25 protein-coding genes and 1 pseudogene are annotated in these 22,221 nt (G+C 34.5%); 22 read left to right on the top strand and 4 right to left on the bottom strand.

The genetic code is table 11. The annotated features are described in order from the left end of the window. Positions 1-4: 4 nt before the first annotated feature. From rplR to carA, 13 genes are all read left to right on the top strand, one after another. Positions 5-355 carry a 50S ribosomal protein L18 gene (gene rplR, locus ACP7AV_RS10250; RefSeq protein ID WP_426063438.1) on the top strand — a complete coding sequence of 117 codons (351 nt, stop codon included), beginning with the start codon at positions 5-7 and terminating at the stop codon, positions 353-355. Positions 356-361: 6 nt separating this feature from the next. Next, entirely contained in the window at positions 362-889 is a 528-nt protein-coding gene (rpsE, locus tag ACP7AV_RS10245; RefSeq protein ID WP_035668102.1) for a 30S ribosomal protein S5, read from the top strand. A 12-nt stretch (positions 890-901) separates the two neighbouring features. Then, on the top strand, positions 902-1,084 hold the full coding sequence (gene rpmD / locus ACP7AV_RS10240; protein ID WP_027310825.1) for a 50S ribosomal protein L30: 183 nt from the start codon (positions 902-904) through the stop codon (positions 1,082-1,084). A gap of 11 nt (positions 1,085-1,095) precedes the next feature. Then, positions 1,096-1,548, top strand: coding sequence for a 50S ribosomal protein L15 (gene rplO, locus ACP7AV_RS10235; protein WP_066081007.1), 453 nt, complete (start codon positions 1,096-1,098; stop codon positions 1,546-1,548). A gap of 13 nt (positions 1,549-1,561) precedes the next feature. Continuing rightward, the gene (gene secY / locus ACP7AV_RS10230) at positions 1,562-2,908 is read left to right on the top strand and encodes a preprotein translocase subunit SecY (protein WP_426091880.1); all 1,347 of its coding nucleotides are present in this window, start codon (positions 1,562-1,564) and stop codon (positions 2,906-2,908) included. 4 nt (positions 2,909-2,912) lie between these two features. After that, positions 2,913-3,128, top strand: a complete 216-nt coding sequence (infA, locus tag ACP7AV_RS10225; RefSeq protein ID WP_007136545.1) for a translation initiation factor IF-1 — start codon at positions 2,913-2,915, stop codon at positions 3,126-3,128. A gap of 12 nt (positions 3,129-3,140) precedes the next feature. After that, the gene (ykgO, locus tag ACP7AV_RS10220; protein WP_008992256.1) at positions 3,141-3,257 is read left to right on the top strand and encodes a type B 50S ribosomal protein L36; all 117 of its coding nucleotides are present in this window, start codon (positions 3,141-3,143) and stop codon (positions 3,255-3,257) included. A gap of 2 nt (positions 3,258-3,259) precedes the next feature. Further along, a complete protein-coding gene (gene rpsM, locus ACP7AV_RS10215) occupies positions 3,260-3,634 on the top strand; it encodes a 30S ribosomal protein S13 (protein WP_091203660.1) in 375 nt (124 codons plus the stop codon). A gap of 8 nt (positions 3,635-3,642) precedes the next feature. Continuing rightward, the gene (rpsK, locus tag ACP7AV_RS10210) at positions 3,643-4,026 is read left to right on the top strand and encodes a 30S ribosomal protein S11 (RefSeq protein ID WP_024981527.1); all 384 of its coding nucleotides are present in this window, start codon (positions 3,643-3,645) and stop codon (positions 4,024-4,026) included. Positions 4,027-4,113: 87 nt separating this feature from the next. Beyond that, positions 4,114-4,719, top strand: a complete 606-nt coding sequence (gene rpsD, locus ACP7AV_RS10205; protein ID WP_426063440.1) for a 30S ribosomal protein S4 — start codon at positions 4,114-4,116, stop codon at positions 4,717-4,719. A 21-nt stretch (positions 4,720-4,740) separates the two neighbouring features. Then, positions 4,741-5,733 carry a DNA-directed RNA polymerase subunit alpha gene (locus ACP7AV_RS10200; RefSeq protein ID WP_091203658.1) on the top strand — a complete coding sequence of 331 codons (993 nt, stop codon included), beginning with the start codon at positions 4,741-4,743 and terminating at the stop codon, positions 5,731-5,733. A gap of 31 nt (positions 5,734-5,764) precedes the next feature. Beyond that, positions 5,765-6,250, top strand: a complete 486-nt coding sequence (gene rplQ, locus ACP7AV_RS10195; RefSeq protein ID WP_426091879.1) for a 50S ribosomal protein L17 — start codon at positions 5,765-5,767, stop codon at positions 6,248-6,250. Positions 6,251-6,593: 343 nt separating this feature from the next. Further along, entirely contained in the window at positions 6,594-7,694 is a 1,101-nt protein-coding gene (gene carA / locus ACP7AV_RS10190) for a glutamine-hydrolyzing carbamoyl-phosphate synthase small subunit (protein WP_426091878.1), read from the top strand. 141 nt (positions 7,695-7,835) lie between these two features. Here the strand turns inward: carA and ACP7AV_RS10185 are convergent. Together ACP7AV_RS10185 and ACP7AV_RS10180 are read right to left on the bottom strand one after the other, a co-directional pair. Continuing rightward, positions 7,836-8,096 (bottom strand): annotated as a pseudogene (locus tag ACP7AV_RS10185) (erythromycin esterase family protein); the annotation flags it as partial. Positions 8,097-8,626: 530 nt separating this feature from the next. Beyond that, positions 8,627-8,758, bottom strand: a complete 132-nt coding sequence (locus tag ACP7AV_RS10180) for an erythromycin esterase family protein (protein WP_426091877.1) — start codon at positions 8,756-8,758, stop codon at positions 8,627-8,629. Between the two features lie 735 nt (positions 8,759-9,493). On the opposite strand from ACP7AV_RS10180, the gene eno reads away from it, so the two are divergent. From eno to ctlX, 4 genes are all read left to right on the top strand, one after another. Continuing rightward, positions 9,494-10,786 (top strand): phosphopyruvate hydratase, encoded by a 1,293-nt coding sequence (eno, locus tag ACP7AV_RS10175; protein WP_426063444.1) that lies wholly within the window; start codon positions 9,494-9,496, stop codon positions 10,784-10,786. 156 nt (positions 10,787-10,942) lie between these two features. Further along, positions 10,943-12,226 (top strand): citrate synthase, encoded by a 1,284-nt coding sequence (locus tag ACP7AV_RS10170; protein ID WP_426091876.1) that lies wholly within the window; start codon positions 10,943-10,945, stop codon positions 12,224-12,226. A 64-nt stretch (positions 12,227-12,290) separates the two neighbouring features. After that, positions 12,291-13,205: a dimethylarginine dimethylaminohydrolase family protein gene (locus ACP7AV_RS10165; RefSeq protein ID WP_426091875.1), complete on the top strand. Its 915-nt coding sequence runs from the start codon at positions 12,291-12,293 to the stop codon at positions 13,203-13,205. 55 nt (positions 13,206-13,260) lie between these two features. Further along, positions 13,261-14,196: a citrulline utilization hydrolase CtlX gene (gene ctlX / locus ACP7AV_RS10160; protein ID WP_426091874.1), complete on the top strand. Its 936-nt coding sequence runs from the start codon at positions 13,261-13,263 to the stop codon at positions 14,194-14,196. A 51-nt stretch (positions 14,197-14,247) separates the two neighbouring features. Here ctlX and ACP7AV_RS10155 read toward each other — a convergent pair whose 3' ends face one another. Next, positions 14,248-14,877, bottom strand: coding sequence for a MarC family NAAT transporter (locus ACP7AV_RS10155; RefSeq protein ID WP_091203649.1), 630 nt, complete (start codon positions 14,875-14,877; stop codon positions 14,248-14,250). 146 nt (positions 14,878-15,023) lie between these two features. Between ACP7AV_RS10155 and ACP7AV_RS10150 the strand changes: the two genes are divergently transcribed. Continuing rightward, the gene (locus ACP7AV_RS10150) at positions 15,024-15,389 is read left to right on the top strand and encodes a CoA-binding protein (protein ID WP_091173917.1); all 366 of its coding nucleotides are present in this window, start codon (positions 15,024-15,026) and stop codon (positions 15,387-15,389) included. Between the two features lie 195 nt (positions 15,390-15,584). Here ACP7AV_RS10150 and ACP7AV_RS10145 read toward each other — a convergent pair whose 3' ends face one another. Then, a complete protein-coding gene (locus ACP7AV_RS10145; RefSeq protein ID WP_426091873.1) occupies positions 15,585-17,093 on the bottom strand; it encodes a sodium:solute symporter in 1,509 nt (502 codons plus the stop codon). 100 nt (positions 17,094-17,193) lie between these two features. Between ACP7AV_RS10145 and recR the strand changes: the two genes are divergently transcribed. The 4 genes from recR to ACP7AV_RS10125 all read left to right on the top strand — a co-directional run bounded on the left by recR (position 17,194) and on the right by ACP7AV_RS10125 (position 22,185). Continuing rightward, positions 17,194-17,814: a recombination mediator RecR gene (gene recR / locus ACP7AV_RS10140; protein WP_426091872.1), complete on the top strand. Its 621-nt coding sequence runs from the start codon at positions 17,194-17,196 to the stop codon at positions 17,812-17,814. A 73-nt stretch (positions 17,815-17,887) separates the two neighbouring features. Then, on the top strand, positions 17,888-18,679 hold the full coding sequence (locus tag ACP7AV_RS10135; RefSeq protein ID WP_426091871.1) for a polysaccharide biosynthesis/export family protein: 792 nt from the start codon (positions 17,888-17,890) through the stop codon (positions 18,677-18,679). A gap of 16 nt (positions 18,680-18,695) precedes the next feature. Further along, positions 18,696-21,164 carry a polysaccharide biosynthesis tyrosine autokinase gene (locus ACP7AV_RS10130; protein ID WP_426091870.1) on the top strand — a complete coding sequence of 823 codons (2,469 nt, stop codon included), beginning with the start codon at positions 18,696-18,698 and terminating at the stop codon, positions 21,162-21,164. Between the two features lie 25 nt (positions 21,165-21,189). Next, on the top strand, positions 21,190-22,185 hold the full coding sequence (locus ACP7AV_RS10125; RefSeq protein ID WP_426091869.1) for an SDR family oxidoreductase: 996 nt from the start codon (positions 21,190-21,192) through the stop codon (positions 22,183-22,185). Positions 22,186-22,221: the final 36 nt, after the last annotated feature.

Raw genomic sequence — 22,221 nt, 5'->3', positions numbered from 1 at the left:
GATTATGTCATTAACAAAACCTGAAAGAAGACAACGAATTAGATTCAGAATTAGAAAAACAATTAGTGGTACTGCTACTAATCCAAGACTATCTGTTTTTAGAAGTAACAAAGAAATTTACGCTCAACTTATTGATGACGTAAACGGAGTTACATTGTTGGCGGCTTCTTCAAGAGAAAAAGAAATAGGTAACGGTACGAACATTGAAGTTGCTACAGCGGTTGGAAAACTAGTTGCTGAAAAAGCTTTAATAGCTGGGATAGAAGTAGTAACTTTCGATAGAGGAGGTTATTTGTATCACGGACGTATTAAATCATTAGCGGAAGGCGCAAGAGCGGCTGGACTTAAATTCTAATATAGTATGTCTAATAGTAAATACAAGAATGTAGAGTTAGTAAAACCAAGTGGACTTGAATTAAAAGATCGTTTGGTAAGTGTTAATCGTGTTACTAAGGTTACAAAAGGTGGTAGAGCTTTCGGTTTTTCTGCTATTGTAGTTGTAGGTGATGAAAATGGTGTGGTTGGACACGGATTAGGAAAATCTAAAGATGTTTCTGAGGCAATTGCGAAAGCAGTGGAAGATGCTAAGAAAAATTTAGTTAAAATTCCTTTGAATGGTCAATCGGTGCCTCACGAACAAAAAGGTAAATTTGGTGGTGCACGTGTATTCTTAATTCCTGCCTCTCATGGTACAGGAGTTATTGCTGGTGGAGCTGTTCGTTCGGTTCTTGAATCAGTGGGAATTCATGATGTATTATCTAAATCTCAAGGATCTTCAAATCCTCACAACGTAGTGAAAGCAACTTTTGATGCTTTATTACAAATGAGAAGTGCTTACACTGTTGCAAAACAAAGGGGTGTTTCTTTAGAAAAAGTTTTTAAAGGTTAATTCAAGGAAATTATGGCTAAATTATTAGTAAAACAAGTTAGAAGCAAAATCAACTGTCCACTTACTCAAAAAAGAGGATTAGAAGCTTTAGGTCTACGTAAAATGGGACAAGTTGTAGAGCACGATTCAAATCCTACAATCCTTGGGATGATAAATAAAGTTAAACACTTAGTTTCTGTTGAAGAAGCTAAATAACAAATACTGTTATGAATTTAAGTAACTTACAACCTGCTGAAGGTTCTACACACAATCAAAATAAAAGATTAGGTAGAGGAGAAGGTTCTGGAAAAGGTGGTACTTCTGCAAGAGGTCACAAAGGAGCAAAATCTCGTTCTGGTTATTCAAAAAAGATTGGTTTTGAAGGTGGGCAGATGCCGCTTCAAAGACGTGTTCCTAAGTTTGGTTTTACAAACATCAATCGTAAAGATTACGAAGGTGTAAATCTTGATACACTTCAACTTTTAGTTGATAATGGTGTTATTAAAGATACTGTTGATATGACAGTTTATGTTGCTAATCGTTTAGCTACCAAAAATGAAATCGTTAAGATTTTAGGTAGAGGTGAATTGACAGCAAAATTAAAAGTAACCGCTCACAAATTTACTGCTACTGCAAAAGCTGCTATTGAAGCTGCTGGTGGAGAAGCTGTAACAATGTAATTTTTCAATTAAGATGAAGAAATTTATTGGATCAATAAGTAATGTTTGGAAAATCGAAGAACTGAAAAATAGAATCTTAATAACATTAGGTTTACTTTTGGTTTATCGTTTTGGGGCGCAAGTGACCCTGCCAGGTATTGATGCTACTCAATTAGGTAATTTAGCTGGGCAAACAAAAGAAGGGATTGGTTCAATTCTTGACATGTTTACTGGAGGCGCTTTTTCACAAGCCTCCGTTTTTGCCTTAGGTATTATGCCTTATATTTCCGCTTCTATTGTTGTTCAGTTGATGGGAATTGCGATTCCTTATTTGCAAAAACTTCAAAGTGATGGAGAGAGTGGCAGAAAAAAGATTAATCAAATTACTCGTTGGTTGACAATAGGGATTACTTTAGTTCAAGGTCCAACTTACATCTACAATTTGTATAGAACATTACCCAGTAATGCATTTTTATTAGGATTCAATTCTTTTGAATTCTTATTTTCCTCAGTAGTTATCTTAGTTACAGGTACAATTTTTGCCATGTGGTTAGGTGAAAAGATTACAGATAAAGGAATTGGAAATGGTATATCATTGTTGATCATGGTTGGTATATTGGCTAGATTACCTCAAGCCTTTATTCAGGAGTTTACAACAAGGGTTACCAATAATAATGGTGGTCCAATGTTATTGGTTATCGAAATCATTATTTGGTTATTGGTTATTATTTGTTGTGTACTTTTAGTAATGGCGGTCAGAAGAATTCCGGTTCAATATGCTCGTCGCACTACTTCAGGTGATTTCGAACAAGACATGTTGAATGGCAATAGACAATGGATTCCTTTAAAGCTTAACGCGTCAGGGGTTATGCCGATAATATTTGCACAAGCAATTATGTTTATACCAGCTGCTTTAGCTGGGTTGTCTAAATCTGACGCATCACAATCTGTCGTTGGCGCTTTTAGTAATATGTTTGGTTTTTGGTATAATTTTGTATTTGCAACTTTAATAATTGTATTTACTTTCTTTTACACTGCGATTACTGTTCCTACTAATAAGATGTCTGATGATTTAAAGAGAAGCGGTGGGTTTATTCCAGGTATCAGACCAGGAGTTGAAACATCGGATTATCTTGATAAAGTGATGTCTTTAATAACTTTTCCAGGATCTTTATTTCTTGCTCTAATCGCTGTGTTCCCGGCTATAATTGTAAGTGTTATGGATGTTCAACAATCTTGGGCAATGTTTTTTGGAGGTACTTCATTAATAATTATGGTTGGAGTTGCCATAGACACAATGCAGCAAATCAATTCATATTTGTTGAACAGACATTATGACGGTTTAATGAAAAGTGGTAAAAATAGAAAAGCAGTAGCTTAACTTTATGGCAAAACAATCAGCAATAGAACAAGACGGATCAATCATTGAAGCATTATCAAATGCGATGTTCCGTGTGGAATTAGAAAACGGACATATTGTAATCGCCCACATATCTGGAAAAATGCGTATGCATTACATCAAATTATTACCTGGTGATAAAGTGAAACTAGAAATGAGCCCTTACGATTTGTCAAAAGCAAGAATTACTTATAGATATTAAAGGATATTCAAAATGAAAGTTAGAGCTTCAGTAAAAAAGAGAAGTCCCGAGTGCAAGATTGTGCGAAGAAAAGGGAGATTGTACGTAATAAACAAAAAGAATCCTAGATTTAAACAAAGACAAGGATAATTATGGCAAGAATAGCAGGGGTAGATATCCCAAAAAATAAGAGAGGTGTTATAGCACTTACCTACATCTTTGGATTAGGAAAAAGTAGAGCTGTTGAGATTTTAGAAAAAGCTCAAGTTAGCCAAGATAAAAAAGTTCAAGATTGGAATGATGACGAGATCGGAGCAATTCGTGAAGCGGTATCAACTTTTAAAATTGAAGGAGAATTACGTTCAGAAGTTTCTTTAAACATCAAACGTTTAATGGATATTGGATGTTATAGAGGTATCCGTCATAGAACTGGTCTTCCTTTAAGAGGACAAAGAACTAAAAACAACTCTAGAACAAGAAAAGGTAAAAGAAAAACTGTTGCCAACAAGAAAAAAGCAACTAAATAATAAGTAATATGGCTAAAGCAACTGCAAAAAAACGTAAAGTTATCGTTGAATCAACGGGAGAGGCTCATATTTCTGCTACCTTCAATAACATCATCATTTCTTTGACAAACAAAAAAGGTGAAGTTATTTCTTGGTCTTCAGCTGGTAAGATGGGTTTTAGAGGTTCTAAAAAGAACACTCCATACGCAGCCCAAATGGCAGCAGAAGATTGTAGTAAAGTAGCTCTTGAGGCTGGACTTAAAAAAGTAAAAGTTTATGTTAAAGGACCAGGAAACGGACGTGAGTCTGCTATTCGTTCGTTGCATAATGGTGGAATTGAAGTTACAGAGATTATCGATGTCACTCCAATGCCTCACAATGGATGTCGTCCTCCTAAAAGACGTAGAGTTTAATAATATATTTTTAGTATAACCTGGGTAGAATAACGATTATCGAAGGATAAGACCTGAATTCATAATCTCTACCTTAAACAATTTAAAATGGCAAGATATACTGGTCCAAGTACAAGAATCGCCCGTAAATTCGGCGAAGCAATTTTCGGAGACGATAAAGCTTTCGAAAAAAGAAATTATCCACCCGGACAACACGGGATGGCTAAAAAAAGAGGTAAAAAATCTGAATTTGCTATCCAGTTAATGGAAAAACAAAAAGCTAAATATTCTTACGGAATTTTAGAAAAACAATTCAGAGGTTTATTTAAAAAAGCGTCAGCTACTAAAGGTGTTACAGGTGAAGTTCTTTTACAATTATGTGAGGCAAGATTAGATAACGTTGTTTTTAGAATGGGTATTGCTCCTTCTAGAAGAGGCGCTAGACAACTTGTTTCTCATAGACATATCACTGTCAACGGTGATGTTGTAAATATTGCTTCTTACCACCTTAAACCTGGTGATAAAGTTGCTGTTCGTGAAAAATCTAAGTCTTTAGAAGCTATCGAACGTTCTTTATCTAATTCAAGTCATGTTTATGAATGGATTACTTGGAATAGTGATATCAAAGAAGGTACTTTTGTTTCTGTACCTGCGAGACTTCAAATCCCAGAAAACATTAAAGAACAATTAATCGTAGAGTTGTACAACAAATAATAATTGACTTAGTCGAAATTTATGGCAATATTTAATTTTCAGAAGCCCGATAAAGTTATCATGATCGATTCAACCGATTTTGAAGGTAAGTTTGAATTCAGACCTTTAGAACCTGGTTACGGATTGACCGTTGGTAATGCACTTAGAAGAGTTTTGCTTTCAGCATTAGAAGGTTATGCAATTACATCTGTTCGCATTGAAGGTGTAGATCATGAATTTTCTACTATTCCAGGAGTTGTTGAAGACGTTACCGAAATTATCCTTAATCTTAAACAAGTACGTTTCAAACGTCAAATTGAAGATATTGATAATGAATCAGTTACTATATCTGTTTCAGGTAAAGATCAATTAACAGCTGGTGATTTTCAAAAATTTATTTCAGGTTTCCAAGTTTTGAATCCGGAACTTGTTATCTGTAATTTAGACAGTAAAATCAAACTAAATTTCGATTTAACTATCGAAAAAGGTAGAGGATATGTTCCTGCTGAAGAGAACAAAAAACAGAATGCTGCAATTGGAACTATTTTTACTGACTCCATTTTTACTCCGGTAAAGAATGTAAAGTATGCAATTGAAAACTTTCGTGTAGAGCAAAAAACAGATTATGAAAAATTAGTTTTTGAAATCAAAACTGATGGTTCAATCAATCCAAAAGATGCTCTTACTGAAGCTGCAAAAGTTTTAATACACCATTTTATGTTGTTCTCTGACGAAAGAATTACACTTGAGGCTGACGAAATTGCACAAACAGAATCATATGATGAAGAATCATTACACATGAGACAATTGCTTAAAACTAAGCTTGTCGATATGGATCTTTCTGTTAGAGCATTAAATTGTTTGAAAGCGGCTGAAGTTGATACACTTGGTGATTTGGTATCGTTCAATAAAAATGACCTAATGAAATTCCGTAATTTTGGTAAAAAATCTTTAACTGAACTTGATGAACTTGTTGCAGTTAAAAATTTAAACTTCGGTATGGATTTAGCAAAATATAAACTAGATAAAGAATAATCTAAGCCGCAAGGTTTAAATTTACATAGCAATGAGACACGGAAAAAAATTCAATCACTTAAGCAGACAGACTGCGCATAGAAAATCTATGTTAGCTAATATGGCTTGTTCTCTTATCGAGCACAAACGTATTAACACCACTGTCGCTAAAGCAAAAGCGCTTAAACAATTTGTTGAGCCGCTTATAACAAAATCTAAAGCAGATACGACTCACAATCGTCGTATCGTTTTTGCTTACTTACGTAGCAAATATGCTGTAACTGACTTGTTCAGAGACGTAGCTGCTAAAGTAGGAGACCGTCCAGGTGGATACACTCGTATCATTAAAGTTGGAAATCGTTTAGGAGATAATGCTGATATGGCAATGATCGAATTGGTAGATTTCAATGAGCTTTACAATGGTGGTAAAAAAGAAGTTAAGAAAGCAAAAAGCCGTCGTGGTGGTAAAGCTAAGAAAGATGATGCTACTGAAGCACCAGCTGCCGAAACTGAAACAACTACAGAGACTGCTGAGTAATTATGAAAATAATCATTCAATAAAATCAAGGATAAGCTATTTATAGTTTATCCTTTTTTTTTGATGTGTTTCGAAGCACGGCATTTGGAGTTCTTCAAAACTAGTCCTCCCGCTTTCCGTTGCAATCTTTTTCTTTTTTAAAGAAAAAAGAAAAAGGATTTCCACTTTAATCGGGGCTATTTTAGAACTTTTTCCTTACACAAGAGTACTTAAAAAACATAAATTTTTATAAAACATTGCATTCACTGTTTTAAAGAATTAAATTTGCAAAATACTTAATTACTCATGTAACGAGTTTGCTCGAGTTGCATGAGACCATTAAAAAACTAATAGAAATCAAAGAATGAAATACACAACACGACAAAAAGCAATCCTTTTATTAAGTGACGGAACCATATTCCACGGAAAATCTATTGGAATTAGCGGAACTACTTTTGGAGAAGTTTGTTTTAATACAGGAATGACAGGTTACCAAGAAATATTTACAGATCCATCTTACTTTGGTCAACTAATGGTAGCTACGAATGCGCATATTGGAAATTATGGCGTAAATGATGCTGAAGTTGAGTCGCAAAGCATAAAAATTGCTGGTTTAGTTTGTAAAAACTTTAGCTTCAATTATTCTCGTGTAGATGCTTCAGGAAGTTTAGAGGATTATTTTATAAAGCAAAATCTTATCTGTATATCTGATGTAGATACACGTGCTTTAGTAAGCTATATCCGTGACAACGGTGCTATGAATGCCATAATTTGTACAGATGAAACTCCATTAGAAGAACTAAAAATGACTTTGGCTAAAGTTCCTGATATGAAAGGTTTAGAATTAGCTTCTAAAGTTTCTACAACAGAACCTTACTTTTTTGGAGATGAAAATGCAACCTATAAAATCTCCGCTCTTGACTTAGGAATTAAAGCAAATATTCTTCGCAACCTTGCTAAAAGAGATTGCTATATCAAAGTATATCCTTATAATTCATCATATCAAGATTTAGCTGAATTTAATCCGGATGGTTATTTCTTGTCAAATGGCCCTGGTGATCCTGAACCTCTGTCGGGAGCTATTCAAGTGGCTAAGGAGATTTTGGAAAATAATAAACCTTTATTCGGAATTTGTCTGGGACACCAAGTAATTGGTTTGGCAAATGGGATTTCAACTTATAAAATGTTCAATGGTCATCGAGGTATAAATCACCCCGTGAAAAATTTGATTACTGGAAAAGGGGAAATCACTTCGCAAAATCATGGTTTTGCTGTAAATAAAGAAGAGCTTGACAATCATCCTGATTTAGAGATTACACATCTTCATTTAAACGATGGAACTGTCGCGGGAATGCGAATGAAAAACAAAAATTGTTTCTCAGTTCAATATCATCCTGAAGCAAGTCCTGGGCCACATGATTCCTCTTATTTATTCGATCAATTTATTGCAAATATAAAAGGATAGTAATTGAATGTTCTCGACACGAATGTAACGAAAGAGGGTTTGACTTAATTTATAGTCAAACTTTTTTTTTGTTTTTTAATTTACATACCGAAAGGGTAGTTTTTAGATTTTTGATTTTCACTAAACCAATATTTATGGAATTTAGTTCATGTGTTTCATATATAAAAATGAATGCATCATTTCTCTCTGGAAATATTGAGGAACATAATTTACATATCTTTCGTGTTCTGTATCGTAAACCACGCCAATTGCACGTTGGTCTATTGTTGAAAAAAAACTTTTTTTTCTCATTATTTTATTCATCAGTAATAATCTGTTTTGGTCGTTATTAGCTACGTTAAAGGCATCTTCCCAGCTTGCATCGATAGCTTGTGGAATTTTTATTTTTCGCATAGAATCGCCCCATTCTCTTCTGGAAACAGCACTTCACTGAAATAATCCAAATGCTCCTGCAACAACTGTGACGGTTTCATATCGTTCTCTTAATAGTCGTCCTACATTGATCGTTCACTCCGATGCCATATCTGTAGGTCGTGCATCACCATTGTGCATGATGAGTTCCCAAACTATAATTTTTTAAATCTTTTCCTTGAAATTTCATCAGAGGATCAATGATTGAAACCACATGCACGTCACGAAAATTCCAAGAATCCTATCCTGTATTAATCAGGGCGCGATAATATTTATCTGCGTTTCTGGTAACGTATTCATTTATTCGTTTCTTAACTCATTTTTTGCCCGTTGGTTAAAATTGGGAATATTTTTTACGATAACGTTCAGCAAGTTTAGGATTTCTTTTTGATATAGTTCCGGAACAAAAAAGGATGCCTTCGCATGTGATTGTCCTCCATGTTTACCAAAGGACTTAAAGCATTCCATCGCTTTTTTTGTTACTGCAAGTGCTTTTATTTCATTTTTCTCTAAATATTGCACTATGGATGGATAGACTCTTTGAAACTATAAACGTCTAAACCGTTAAACCCAATTCTTTTATTGGTGGATAAATTTTCATTGTAGCTCTTCAGCAAATCTATAAAAGATGCTACTTCCCAATTAGTCCACATTTAGGCTGGCTAGCTTTTCAATTCATTCATAACGCTAAGAATGTCTTTTCTGAAATCTAAATATCCTTATTCAAACCGGTACAAGCGATAGCGATCCGGCCTTTCACCTTCAACTCCTACAAAAAAGAATCCTCTTTCTTAAACGAGTCGTTGTGTAATTTTTGCATTCCAAGTATAATATTCCAGTGTTTCACGTGATGCCACCCCCAACAAAACATGTTTTGCCTCTCCGATGTAGTTGAGGGATGGTCTTAAATCTTTTGAATTTTCCAATATTAAGGAAGTTTTATTCAGCACTGCAATGATTTTATTATAATTTATTGCATTTTTTGAGTTTTTTACCGGTTTAATCACATTTTATTTTATAAATAGAAAATGCATAATACTATCTAATCGATAGTCCAATAAAATGGATTTATAGCTAAATAAAAAATACAACATTTTAAATAAACATCTTATAAACAAGTGGTTATGCTTTTGCTTATTTAATTGTTTACTTGTTCTTTAATTACATGTAATTTTTTCAATTGAATTGCATGGATTATTGCTTTTGTAATTTTATTTGAGTGGAAAAGAAAAAAATAACAGATTAAGTAAAAATAAATTCTAAAAAAACAGAAATGTTTTGTTTGTAAAAAAATTATAACGTTTTCGTTAATAACATTCATTATTTTCATAAAATGATTCCAAAAGATAGAATATATTTGTATTTCAAAATTTAAAAAATTTAGTATTATGAGTATAATTATCAAAATTCACGCAAGACAAATTTTTGATTCAAGAGGAAATCCTACAATTGAGGTAGATGTAATTACGGACAATGGAGTTTTAGGAAGAGCCGCAGTACCATCTGGAGCGTCAACCGGTGAACATGAAGCAGTAGAATTACGTGATGGAGGAAAAGCATTTCTTGGAAAAGGAGTTTTGAATGCAGTGAAAAATGTAAATACCATTATTTCTGAAGAACTTGTTGGAGTTTCTGTTTTCGAACAAAATCTGATTGACCAAACGATGATCGATTTAGATGGTACCCCAAATAAATCAAACTTAGGAGCAAATGCAATTTTAGGAGTTTCATTGGCTGTAGCCAAAGCGGCTGCTAATGAATTGGGATTGCCTTTATACAGATACGTAGGTGGTGTTTCGGCGAATACATTACCAGTGCCAATGATGAATATTATAAACGGAGGTTCCCATTCTGATGCGCCTATTGCGTTTCAAGAATTTATGATTTTCCCGGTGAAAGCAACTTCGTTTTCACACGCAATGCAAATGGGAACTGAAATTTTTCATAGTTTGAAAAAAGTATTACACGACAGAGGTCTTTCTACTGCTGTGGGTGATGAAGGAGGTTTTGCACCAAATCTTGCTGGAGGAACAGAAGATGCTTTGGACACAATCAAAAAAGCGGTTGAAACTGCTGGTTATACTTTTGGAGACGAAATCATGATTGCTTTAGATTGTGCTGCTGCAGAATTTTATGTAAATGGAAAATACGATTACACTAAATTTGAAGGAGAAACAGGTAAAATTAGATCTTCTGAAGAGCAAGTGGAGTATTTAACGCAATTAGCAGCAAAATATCCTATCATTTCTATTGAAGATGGAATGGATGAGAATGACTGGGATGGATGGAAATTGCTTACGGAAAGAATTGGTGATAAAGTGCAATTAGTTGGAGATGATTTATTTGTTACTAATGTGGAGCGTTTGTCTACTGGTATCGAAAAAGGAATTGCGAATTCAATTCTTATCAAAGTAAACCAAATTGGAACTTTGACTGAAACTATTGCAGCAGTTAATATGGCTAAAAATGCAGGTTATACTTCAGTTATGTCACACCGTTCTGGAGAGACAGAAGATAACACAATTGCAGATTTAGCAGTAGCTTTGAACTGTGGTCAAATTAAAACTGGTTCTGCTTCTCGTTCTGATCGTATGGCAAAATACAATCAATTATTGAGAATTGAAGAGGAATTAGGGAATTCAGCGTATTTCCCTGGTAAGGCTGCTTTTAAAATAAAATAAATTCTTACGATCTTTTTACAGAAAGCCATTCGCCTTGCGTGAGTGGCTTTTTTTTGTAATATTTAACAATTTCATTGTGTTATTCTCTTTTTAATTAGTGTTTAATTCCTTAGATTTGAGAAATTATTATTTTAAAAGTTTATTTTCAATTATATTATGTCAAAAACAGCAACATTAGAAATTGATGGGAAGAAAATTGAACTGCCTATAATTGTAGGAAGTGAAAATGAAGTTGCCATCGATATTAACAAATTACGTGATTTATCCGGTATAATAACATTGGATCCTGGGTATAAAAATTCAGGCTCTTGTAAAAGTGACATCACTTTTTTAGATGGAGAATTAGGAATTCTTCGTTACAGAGGATATTCGATTGAAGATTTAGCAGACAAAGCAGATTTTCTGGAAGTATCTTACCTTTTAATTTTTGGAGAATTGCCAACTGTTGAGCAGTTAGCGCAATTTGAAACGGATATCAGAAAATACACATTGGTCAATGAAGAAATGAAAAACATCATTGATGGTTTTCCTAAAACAGCGCATCCAATGGGTGTTTTAGCTGCTTTGACAAGTGCATTAACAGCATTCAACCCTAAATCGGTAAATGTTGATAATGAGAAAGAAATGTACGAGGCAGTGTGTAAAACTATGGGTAAATTCCTTGTTATTGCAACTTGGACGTACAGAAAAAGCATGGGTTATCCTTTAAATTATTACGATAATACAAAAGGTTATGTAGAAAACTTCATGCGTTTAATGTTTGAATTACCTACACAACCATACACTGCAAATCCTGTCGTTATAGATGCATTGGATAAATTGTTTATTCTTCACGGAGATCATGAGCAAAACTGTTCAACTTCTACAGTTAGAATGGTAGGATCTTCTCACGCAGGATTATTTGCTTCAATATCTGCTGGAGTTTCTGCACTTTGGGGACCACTTCACGGAGGAGCAAATCAAGCAGTTCTTGAAATGTTAGAAGAAATCCACAGAAATGGGGGGGATGCTGATAAATACATGGCTAAAGCCAAAGACAAAAATGATCCTTTTAGATTGATGGGATTTGGTCACAGAGTCTATAAGAATTTTGATCCAAGAGCAAAAATCATCAAAAAAGCAGCTAATGAAGTTTTGGCAACTTTAGGAGTTGAAGATCCAATTCTTGCAATTGCTAAAAAATTAGAAGAAGCAGCTTTAGAAGATGAATATTTTAAGTCAAGAAATTTATATCCTAATGTAGATTTCTATTCTGGAATTATTTACAGAGCTTTAGGAATTCCTACTGATATGTTTACAGTAATGTTTGCCATAGGCCGTTTACCGGGTTGGATAGCACAATGGAAAGAAATGCGTGAAAATAAGGAGCCTATCGGAAGGCCAAGACAAATCTATACAGGTCACCCTTTAAGGGATTTTGTACCAACAGATAAAAGATAAAATCAGTTCAAAAGCTTCACTAATTTGTGAAGCTTTTTTTATATTTGCCAAAAGCTAAAAATACATGTTAGAGTTAAATATAAAGAATGAAACTTCGAAACTCCGAGCTGTAGTTTTAGGTTCAGCCATCAATAATGGACCTACGCCGACGGTTGAAGAAGCGTATGATCCTAAATCATTAGAACATATTTTAGCAGGAACCTATCCTCAGGAGCATGACATGGTGAATGAAATGGAAGCATTTAATACCGTATTAAAAAAGTATAATGTGACCGTTTATCGTCCCGTAATGATTAAAAATTATAATCAGATATTTACTAGAGATATTGGTTTTGTAATTGATGACACTTTTGTCAAATCGAATATTTTGCCGGATAGAGAAAGAGAATTAGATGCTATCCAATATATAATTGACCAAATTAACCCCAAAAAAGTGGCGCGCCCTCCAGAGGAAGTTCACATCGAAGGTGGTGATGTGATGTTGTGGAACGATTATATTTTTATTGGAACTTACAAAGGAAGTGACTACAACGATTATATTACGGCTCGAACAAACATGGCAGGTGTTCAATACATTAAAGATTTATTCCCAAATAAAATTGTAAAAGAAATTGATTTGGTAAAATCTACAATTGAAGCTCGTGACAATGCGTTGCATTTGGATTGTTGTTTTCAGCCGGTGGGGAATGACAAAGGGATTATCTACAAAAACGGATTCCGAGAAGAAGCCGATTATTTATTTTTGGTAAACCTTTTTGGAAAAGAAAACCTATTTCATATTACCAGAGACGAAATGTATGACATGAATTCTAATGTTTTTTCTATTGACACTGATGTTGTTGTTTCAGAAAGAAATTTTACACGACTTAACAATTGGTTGCGTGCAAACAGTTTTGTTGTGGAAGAAATTCCATATTCAGAAATCGCAAAACAAGAAGGATTGTTACGATGTTCTACCTTACCTTTAATAAGAGATTAATTTAGTAAAGACGCACTGCAATGCGTCTCGGCAATAAAATAAAAATTAAAAAATCATGAAACAAACCACAAATTCTATATTGATGATTCGCCCGTTGGCGTTTAGAATGAACGAACAAACGGCAGTAAATAATTATTATCAAAAAGTATTAGACGGACTTTTGCCGGCAACGGTAAATGCCAAAGCGCAACAAGAATTTGATGCTTTTGTCGAGAAACTGACAGCAGTTGGTGTTGATGTTACTGTTGTTGATGATACGCTGGATCCAAATACTCCTGACAGTATTTTTCCAAACAACTGGATTTCTTTTCACGAGAATGGTGACGTAGCTTTATATCCTATGTTTGCTGAAAATCGTCGTCACGAACGTCGTGAAGAAATTTTAGATTTATTGGAAGAAAAAGGTTTCGTAATTCATAATATTATAGATTACACTTCCGCTGAAGAAGATGGATTTTTCTTGGAAGGAACAGGAAGTTTACTTTTGGACAGAGCCAATGCCAAAGCATATTGCGCATTATCTCCCAGAGCGGATGAGGAATTATTTATAGAATTCTGCGAGGATTTTGATTATGCACCAGTGATTTTTGAAGCTTTTCAAACGGTTGATTCAGAACGAAAACTGATTTACCATACCAATGTGATGATGTGCTTGGGAGATACTTTTGCGGTAATTTGCTCGGATTGTATCGATGATAAAAAAGAACGCAAAATGGTTCTGGACAATCTGAAAGAAAATGGAAAAGAAATCATTTTGATTACCGAAGCCCAAATGAATAATTTTGCGGGTAATATGCTTGAAGTTCGTGGAGCAAATGATAAACGGTATTTGGTTATGAGTGCAGCTGCACATCAAAGTTTAACGCCAAAACAAATAGAACAATTAGAAAAACATGCTGAAATTTTGAGTTCAAGTTTGGATACTATCGAAGCTTGTGGCGGAGGAAGCGCCAGATGTATGATGGCAGAGATTTTCTTGCCAAGGAAATAGAAAAGACCGGATACGATTCTAAATCTTATCCGGTTTTTTTATTGCTTTAATTTAAGAGAGATTTCCTTTTATAATATTGATGATGGCGCTTACGATATATTGTATTCCTATCGCAATTACAATGAAACCTACAATTCTTGAAATAGCAACAATTCCCGAAGCTCCTAGTATTTTTGCTAAATAATGAGCACTTTTAAGAATGATAAATATTGTAACAGCAATGGCAAGAATAGCAATGGAAGAGATAATTATCTCCATAGTCGTATTGTGTTCCTGATAAAAAGCAATAAGCAAAGAAATAGAGCCAGGGCCCGCTAGCATCGGGATTGCAAGCGGAGTCAAAGCAATGTCGTTTCTTTGTTGCGCGTCAGTTTCTGCTTTTTTGTTAATACCTCGTTTCTTAGTGAATTTTCCCGAAAGTAAAGAAAAACCGGAACTTACAATAATAATTCCACCCGCTATCCGGAGAGCATCAATACTGATTCCAAAAAAAAGTAATACATATTGCCCGATAAAAAATGAGACAATAAGAATGATAAATACATTTATTGCTGTCCACAAAGAAATTCGGGAACGCTCTTTTTTAGTGTCATGTTGTGTAAGTCCCACAAAAATAGGAACAGTACCTATGGGGTTTAAAACAGAAAAGAGGGCAACAAACAGGTAAATAAAAAGATCCATATTTTATTTTTAAGGGTGTAAAAATACTCTTTTTTTGTTTTTTAATGTTAGGGCAATGTTTTTTATTGCTGCTACAACTAAAGCTTAAAATTATCAAACGGGTAAACCTTTTTGATTACTTTTGCCAAATACAATCAGAGAAAATCATGAAGAATAAAAAAACATTGGTTCTTGGAGCGACGACTAAACCAGAACGCTACGCCTTTAAAGCCGTGAATATGTTAGTAGAAAAAGGGCATTCCGTTCTCGCATTAGGCCAAAATGCAGGCGAAGTTGCCGGTGTGAAAATCCAGACAAAAGCCATTCCATTAAAAAACATCGATACCGTTACCCTATATTTAAACCCTACACGTCAGCGCGATTATTACAATTATATCGTCGAGGCTAAACCTAAACGTGTTATTTTCAATCCAGGAACTGAGAATCCGGAATTTTACCAATTGTTGAAACTAAATGATATTAAAGTAGAAGTAGCTTGCACGTTAGTCTTGTTAGCTACCAATCAGTATTAGTTTTTTGAAGCTTTTCCTGCTATCCATTTCAATCTTTTGAACAAAACAGTATTTTTCTAAATAAATCAAGAGCTTCCGTTGGTCGCTCTTTTTTTATAAGAAAAAATTACTGTTTTTTATCAAAAGGATTTCCATTTCTATCAAGGCTAGGGCGCAAGAAATTTGAGATTTAAAAAGACAGCTCCATAAAATATCTTAAAATCTTGTATCCATAATTGCAGGTTTGCTAATCAACAACAATCCAAGAAAAGTGATCAGTCCGTTTACGATAATCAATTCGTTATCGAAAACATATCCTCCAAATAAAGTCTTCGAATTTTCGCTGATAAAGTACGTCAGCGCTGGAGACAATAAGCAAACGATTGGAACAAATTTGTCTTTGACGGTTTTTGATTTTACAAACAATCCAAAACAATACAATCCTAAAAGCGGACCATACGTATAAGATGCAACTCTAAAAATCATTCCCACTACAGAGCTGTCATTAATAGCATTAAAGAAAATAATCACCAGAAACATTAAAAACGAAAAGGCAATATGTACAAGATGTCTGTTTCGAACTACGTTTGGCTTGTTTAGATTTTCTATTTTATCCATTCCTAAAAAATCAACACAAAACGAAGTTGTCAACGCTGTCAAGGCAGAATCCGTTGTTGCAAATGTGGCGGCTGTTAATCCCAACAAGAAAATTACGGATGGAATCAGTGTCAAATGGTTAAACGCAATTTCTGGGAAAAGTAAATCGGTTCTGGGTTTTCCGGTAATTAAATCGGTAGGAACTTCTATTCCGTTTTTAGCCGCATAAATATAAAGTAAAGCACCTACGCTGAGGAAAAAGATATTGATACCTACAAATATTCCAGTGAACGTAAACATGTTTTTTTGGGCTTCGCCAATGTTTTTGCAACTCAGGTTTTTCTGCATTAAATCCTGATCCAAGCCCACCATGGCAATGGTTACAAAGATTCCTCCCAGAATTTGTTTTATAAAATGAAACTTACTTGATACAAAATCTTCAAAAAAGAATACCTTAGAATAATTGCTGTTTTTTACTGCTCCAAATGCTTCGAAAACATTTAAGTTTAAACTTCTGCAAATAAAGAAAATCGTCAAAAAAACAGATGAAACTAAGAAAAATGTTTGTAAAGTATCGGTAATTATAATCGTTTTCAATCCGCCTCGATACGTGTACGCAAATATCAAAGCCAGCGAAATTAATACCGTAACTGCAAACGGGATTCCGTAAAAGTCAAAAACAAAGCGTTGCAAAACAATAACAACAAGATACAATCTAAATGCAGACCCAATTGTTCTGCTAATCAGGAAAATGGTTGCGGCCGTTTTATAAGAATACATTCCTAATCGTTGCTCGATGTAACCGTAAATAGAAGTTAAATTCATCCGATAATACAACGGCAGCAGTACTTTTGCAATAATAACGAAACCAATCGCATTACCGAGAACAAATTGAAAATATTTGAATTGCTCCCCATTTGGAGAACCTACTTCTCCCGGTACCGAAATAAAAGTCACTCCCGAAAGCGCCGTTCCAATCATTCCAAAAGCAACTAAATACCATTTTGAATTTTTATTGGCTTTAAAAAAAGCATCATTTCCGCTGTCTTTTCTGCTTACAAAATACGAAATCAAAAAAAGAATTCCGAAGTAGATTACAATTAGCGACAGAATGGCGAATGGAGTCATATTATATGAAAATTGTTTTTGACCAAATTACATAAATAATCCTCAAATTTTCAAAATATCTATCCTTAACGATTGGGACAAATTAACTACTTTTGTTTTTATGGAATTTTCTTCAAAATTAATAGAAAAAGCAGTTAACGAAATGTCTCAGCTGCCAGGAATTGGTAAAAGGACTGCACTGCGATTGGTATTGCATTTATTGAAACAACCCAAAGAGCAAACAGGATTTCTGTCGCAAGCCTTGATCGCTATGCGTGAAGATATTAAGTATTGTAGCAGTTGTCATAATATTTCGGACAGCGTGATGTGCGAAATTTGCGCTAACAAAACCAGAAATTATCAAATTATTTGCGTTGTGGAGGATATTCGCGATGTTATGGCAATCGAAAATACAGGTCAGTTTAGGGGTATTTACCATGTTTTGGGAGGTAAAATTTCTCCCATTGACGGCGTTGGCCCCAGTCAGTTGAATATTACAACTTTAGTCGAAAAAGTAAAATCAGGAAGTGTCAACGAGATTATTTTTGCTTTAAGTTCCACGATGGAGGGGGATACGACTAATTTTTACATCTACAAACAAATTGCCGATTGTGAAATAATAATATCAACAATCGCTAGAGGAATTTCGGTAGGCGATGAACTGGAATATGCGGATGAAGTTACCTTGGGAAGGAGTATTTTGCAAAGAGTTCCGTTTGAAAAGTCTTTTAAAAATAATTAATCCATTTAAAGAATAGCGATACTTTTTAAATCGTAAATGAAAAGCTATATTTGTCGCTTAAAAAATATTGAAAATGAGCAAATTCGTACTCTATTTGTTGTTAATTATTAGTGTGTTGCTTTCATCTTGTATACCTACCAAAGATTTAATTTATCTTCAGAAAAAAGATAGCTCAGAAGCGGAAGCCACAATTGCAGCGATAGAAACAAAGCCGTATAGATTGCAAATTAATGACGTTTTGAGTATTACTATAAAAGCGATAGATCCGAAGTTAGTCGCTATTTTTAGCCCTTCGAATGAAGGTGCTGCAGCAGGAAAATCTGAGTCGGGGTTGTATTTTGATGGATTTACTGTGGACGATCACGGGAATATAAGAGTTCCTGTTTTGGGAGATTTGAATGTGATTGGTTACACGCTGGATGAAGTCAGAATACGATTAGAGAAGCAATTATTAGCGGAATATTTTAATAAGGAAGCAAATATTTTTGTGACTGTAAAATTGGCAGGTTTTCGTTATACAATCAATGGCGAAATAGGCGGTCCAGGAACAAAAACATTATTTCAGGAACACGTAAATATTATGGAAGCTATTGCTAATGCTGGAGATATCACCATCACAGGGGATAGAAAAGCAGTGACAATCATGCGGAAAACACCAACGGGAGTTGAAATGCATGATTTAGATCTTACCGATGTAAAGGTGATGAAATCGCCTTATTTTTACTTGCAGCCTAATGATTATGTTTATATAAAACCGCTCAAACAGAAAACTTGGGGCACCGGAAAAACAGGTATAGAATCGCTGGGAACTATTATTACTTTGCTTTCTTTAGCCACAACGACTTTCTTACTATTAAAAAATTAAAAATCGCGATTTAAATATGTTAGATATAAAAGATTTTTCGATTTTCGAAAATCAAGTCAGCTTTGACTTTAAAGGGTTTTTAATAAAAATCGGAAGTTACTGGAAGTGGTTTTTACTCAGTTTGCTAATCACTTTTACGGTTGCATATCAAGTTAATATTCGTAAAGAAAAAATCTACGGTATGGAAACGCTTATTGCTGTAAAGGAAGAGAGCAATCCTCTTTTTACGTCAAATACGAGTTTGGTTTTTAATTGGGGCGGTACTTCGGATCAGGTTCAGACTATTTCTACAACATTACAATCCCGTTCTCATAATGAATTGGTAGTAGATAAGCTACAATATTACATTAGCTATTTGACTCAAGGCAAATATAATTTGGTCGACGCTTATGGCGCTGTTCCTTTTACTGTAAATATTGATAAATCCAAAGGACAACTTGCGGGAACACTTATTGGAATCAAGTTTTTAAGTGAAAGTGAATATGAAATCAGAATTCCATTTGAGAATCCAAGCGTTTCAATAGTTACGTATTCCAATAATTCTTATAGTAACACCGGCGTTGAAACCGGTGAATTTGTTAAAAAATATAAAGTAGGGCAGCAAGTCTCGTTACCTTTTTTGAATTGGAAATTACAAATAAATGATAATCCTGGTTTTTATAAAGGGAATGAGTATTTTGTGCAGTTCAATGATTTTAACGGAACAGTATCCGGATACAAAGGGATAAGTGTGCAATCAGATGATAAAGGTGGTTCCATAATCACTTTAGGAATGCAAGGAACCAATAAAGCAAGAATGGTTGAGTATTTGAATTCGACTGTTAAAATGCTTATTAAAAGACAATTAGATAGTAAGAATCAATTTGCAACCAATACAATTGCTTTTATTGACAGTACATTGGTTACGATGGAATCCCAATTAAAGGAAACCGGGAATGAGCTGAAAACTTTTAGAAAAGGTAAAAACATCTATGATATTGAGGAAGGTGGCGCTAAATTTTCAGAAAAGATTTTAGAATTCGATGTCAAAAAAGATGAGGTTAATCGTAAAATGGCGTATTACAATTCTTTAAAGGCGTACCTGAAAAACAGCGTGAATTATGCTAAACTTCCTGCTCCATCTGTAGCGGGAATCGAAGATCCAAATATCGTTGTCAATGTTTCTAAATTAATTGCGTTATCTACCCAAAGATCTGAAATGGCTTATGCTGTAAAAAGCGATAAGATTTTCAAGGATTTTGACAATCAAATGGAAGCCGTTAAAAATGTACTTTTAGAAAATATAGCTACCGCCAAATCAGCTTTGCAGTATGATTTAGCTATGGTCAGCAGTAAAATAAATGAAACTGAAAGTACCATAAAACAACTTCCTGAGGATCAACAAGAGCTTATTAAGATTAAGAGGAAGTATGATTTAAGCGATAATATTTACAGCACCTTCCTTCAAAAAAGAAGCGAAGCGGATATTGTGAAAGCAGCGAATTTGTCAGACGTTCATTTTATTGATCCTGCAAAAGATGTTGGAGGAGGATTAATTGGTCCAAAAACTTCTGTTAATTATGTTTTGGCATTATTTCTGGGAATTTTGTTTCCGTTGATTTTTGTTTTTGCCGTTTTCTTTATTAATAACTCGATTCAAAATACGGAAGATATCAGCAAAATGACAAAAATACCATTGATTGGAGTCGTTGGTGTCAATAGGGAGCATACGAATTTAGCTGTTTATGACAAACCTAAATCTGCTTTATCGGAATCCTTCAGAGCGATTCGTTCCTCGCTTCAGTTTTTATATAAGCAGCAAAATGTAGATGGTGCTAAGACTTTGATGATTACCTCTTCGGTGAGTGGTGAAGGGAAGACGTTTTGTTCGATAAATATTGCGACAGTTTTTGCTTTAAGTGAAAAGAAAACAGTAGTTATCGGGTTGGATTTAAGAAAACCTAGGTTAGCTTCAGAGTTTAACTTATCCAATGAAGTAGGGGTAGTTAATTATTTAATTAAACAAAAAACAGTTGATGAGATTATAAATCATACCCATATTCCTTATTTGGATGTTATTTTATCAGGACCTATTCCGCCGAATCCGGCTGAAATGATCTTGAGTGAGGGCATGAAAGAATTAATTGAAGAATTGAAGAAAAAGTACGATTATATTATATTGGATACGCCGCCTGTTGGTTTGGTTTCTGATGCGTTAGAATTGGCACAATACTCCGATGTGACGCTTTACATTGTCAGACAGAATTTCACTAAAAAGGATATGATTACTTTATTGAACAATCGAGTGAAACGTGGGGAGTTAAACAATACCAGCATTATCTTAAATGGTTTGGAAAATAAAGCTAAATACGGAACGGGTTATGGGTATGGATACGGTTATGGATATGGGTACGGAACGTATGCGAATGGCTATTATGAAGAGGAAAAACCAAAGAGCATATACCAAAAGGTAGCCCAAAAAATATTAAAAAAACCAACTAAGTAACAGCTAGTTTTTAAGACAAAACGAAATGAAAGAGCAAATACAAAAAGCGATTTTAATTACTGGAGGGGCGGGATTCATAGGTTCTAATCTTTGTGATTATTTTTTGTCAAAAGGGTATAAAGTGGTTTGTTTAGATAATTTTGCCACAGGTCACAGGCATAATTTAAAAGATTTTATAAATCATCCCAATTTTTCTTTGATTGAAGGCGATATTCGGAACGCAATAGATTGTGCCACTGCAGTAAAAGGAGTAGATTATGTTTTGCATCAAGCGGCTTTAGGTTCGGTGCCACGGTCTATAAATGATCCGGCTACCACGAATGATGTGAATGTTTCCGGATTTTTGAATATGTTGGTGGCGGCAAAAGACGAGAAAGTAAAACGTTTCGTGTACGCTGCAAGTTCTTCGACTTACGGGGATTCAGAAGCTTTGCCCAAGGTTGAAAATGTGATTGGGAAACCGCTATCTCCGTATGCTATTACGAAATATGTGAACGAGTTGTATGCAGAAATTTTTAGTAAAACGTATGGTTTAGAAACTATTGGTCTGCGTTATTTTAATGTTTTTGGAAAAAAGCAGGATCCTAATGGCGCTTATGCTGCCGTTATACCGAAATTTGTGATGCAGTTCATGCAGCACGAAAGTCCAAGAATAAATGGGGATGGAAATTATTCCCGTGATTTTACTTATATTGATAATGTCATTCAAATGAATGAATTGGCAATGTTGACCCAAAATCCGGAGGCAATTAATACTGTCTATAATACGGCTTATGGCGATAGAAATACGTTGAATAATTTGGTGGATTATTTGAAAGAATTTTTATCCGAACAAGATCCAAAAATAGGAAATGTTGCTATTGAATATGGTCCAAACCGAGCAGGAGATATTCCGCATTCCTTGGCCAGTATTGAGAAAGCGAAAACGTTGCTTGGATACGATCCAAAATATTCTATGCAAGAAGGATTGCGAGCAGCGGTGCAATGGTACTGGGAGAATTTGCGGGAGAAAAGTAAATAGTTAGGGAGCTTTATAGTATAGGTATAGTAAGAGGTA

Source organism: Flavobacterium sp. DSR3-2 (genome assembly GCF_049896525.1).
In the GTDB taxonomy this organism is placed as follows: Bacteria; Bacteroidota; Bacteroidia; order Flavobacteriales; family Flavobacteriaceae; genus Flavobacterium.
The sequence above is the reverse complement of the archived record's forward strand: the minus strand, read 5'-3'. Positions and strand labels throughout refer to the sequence as shown.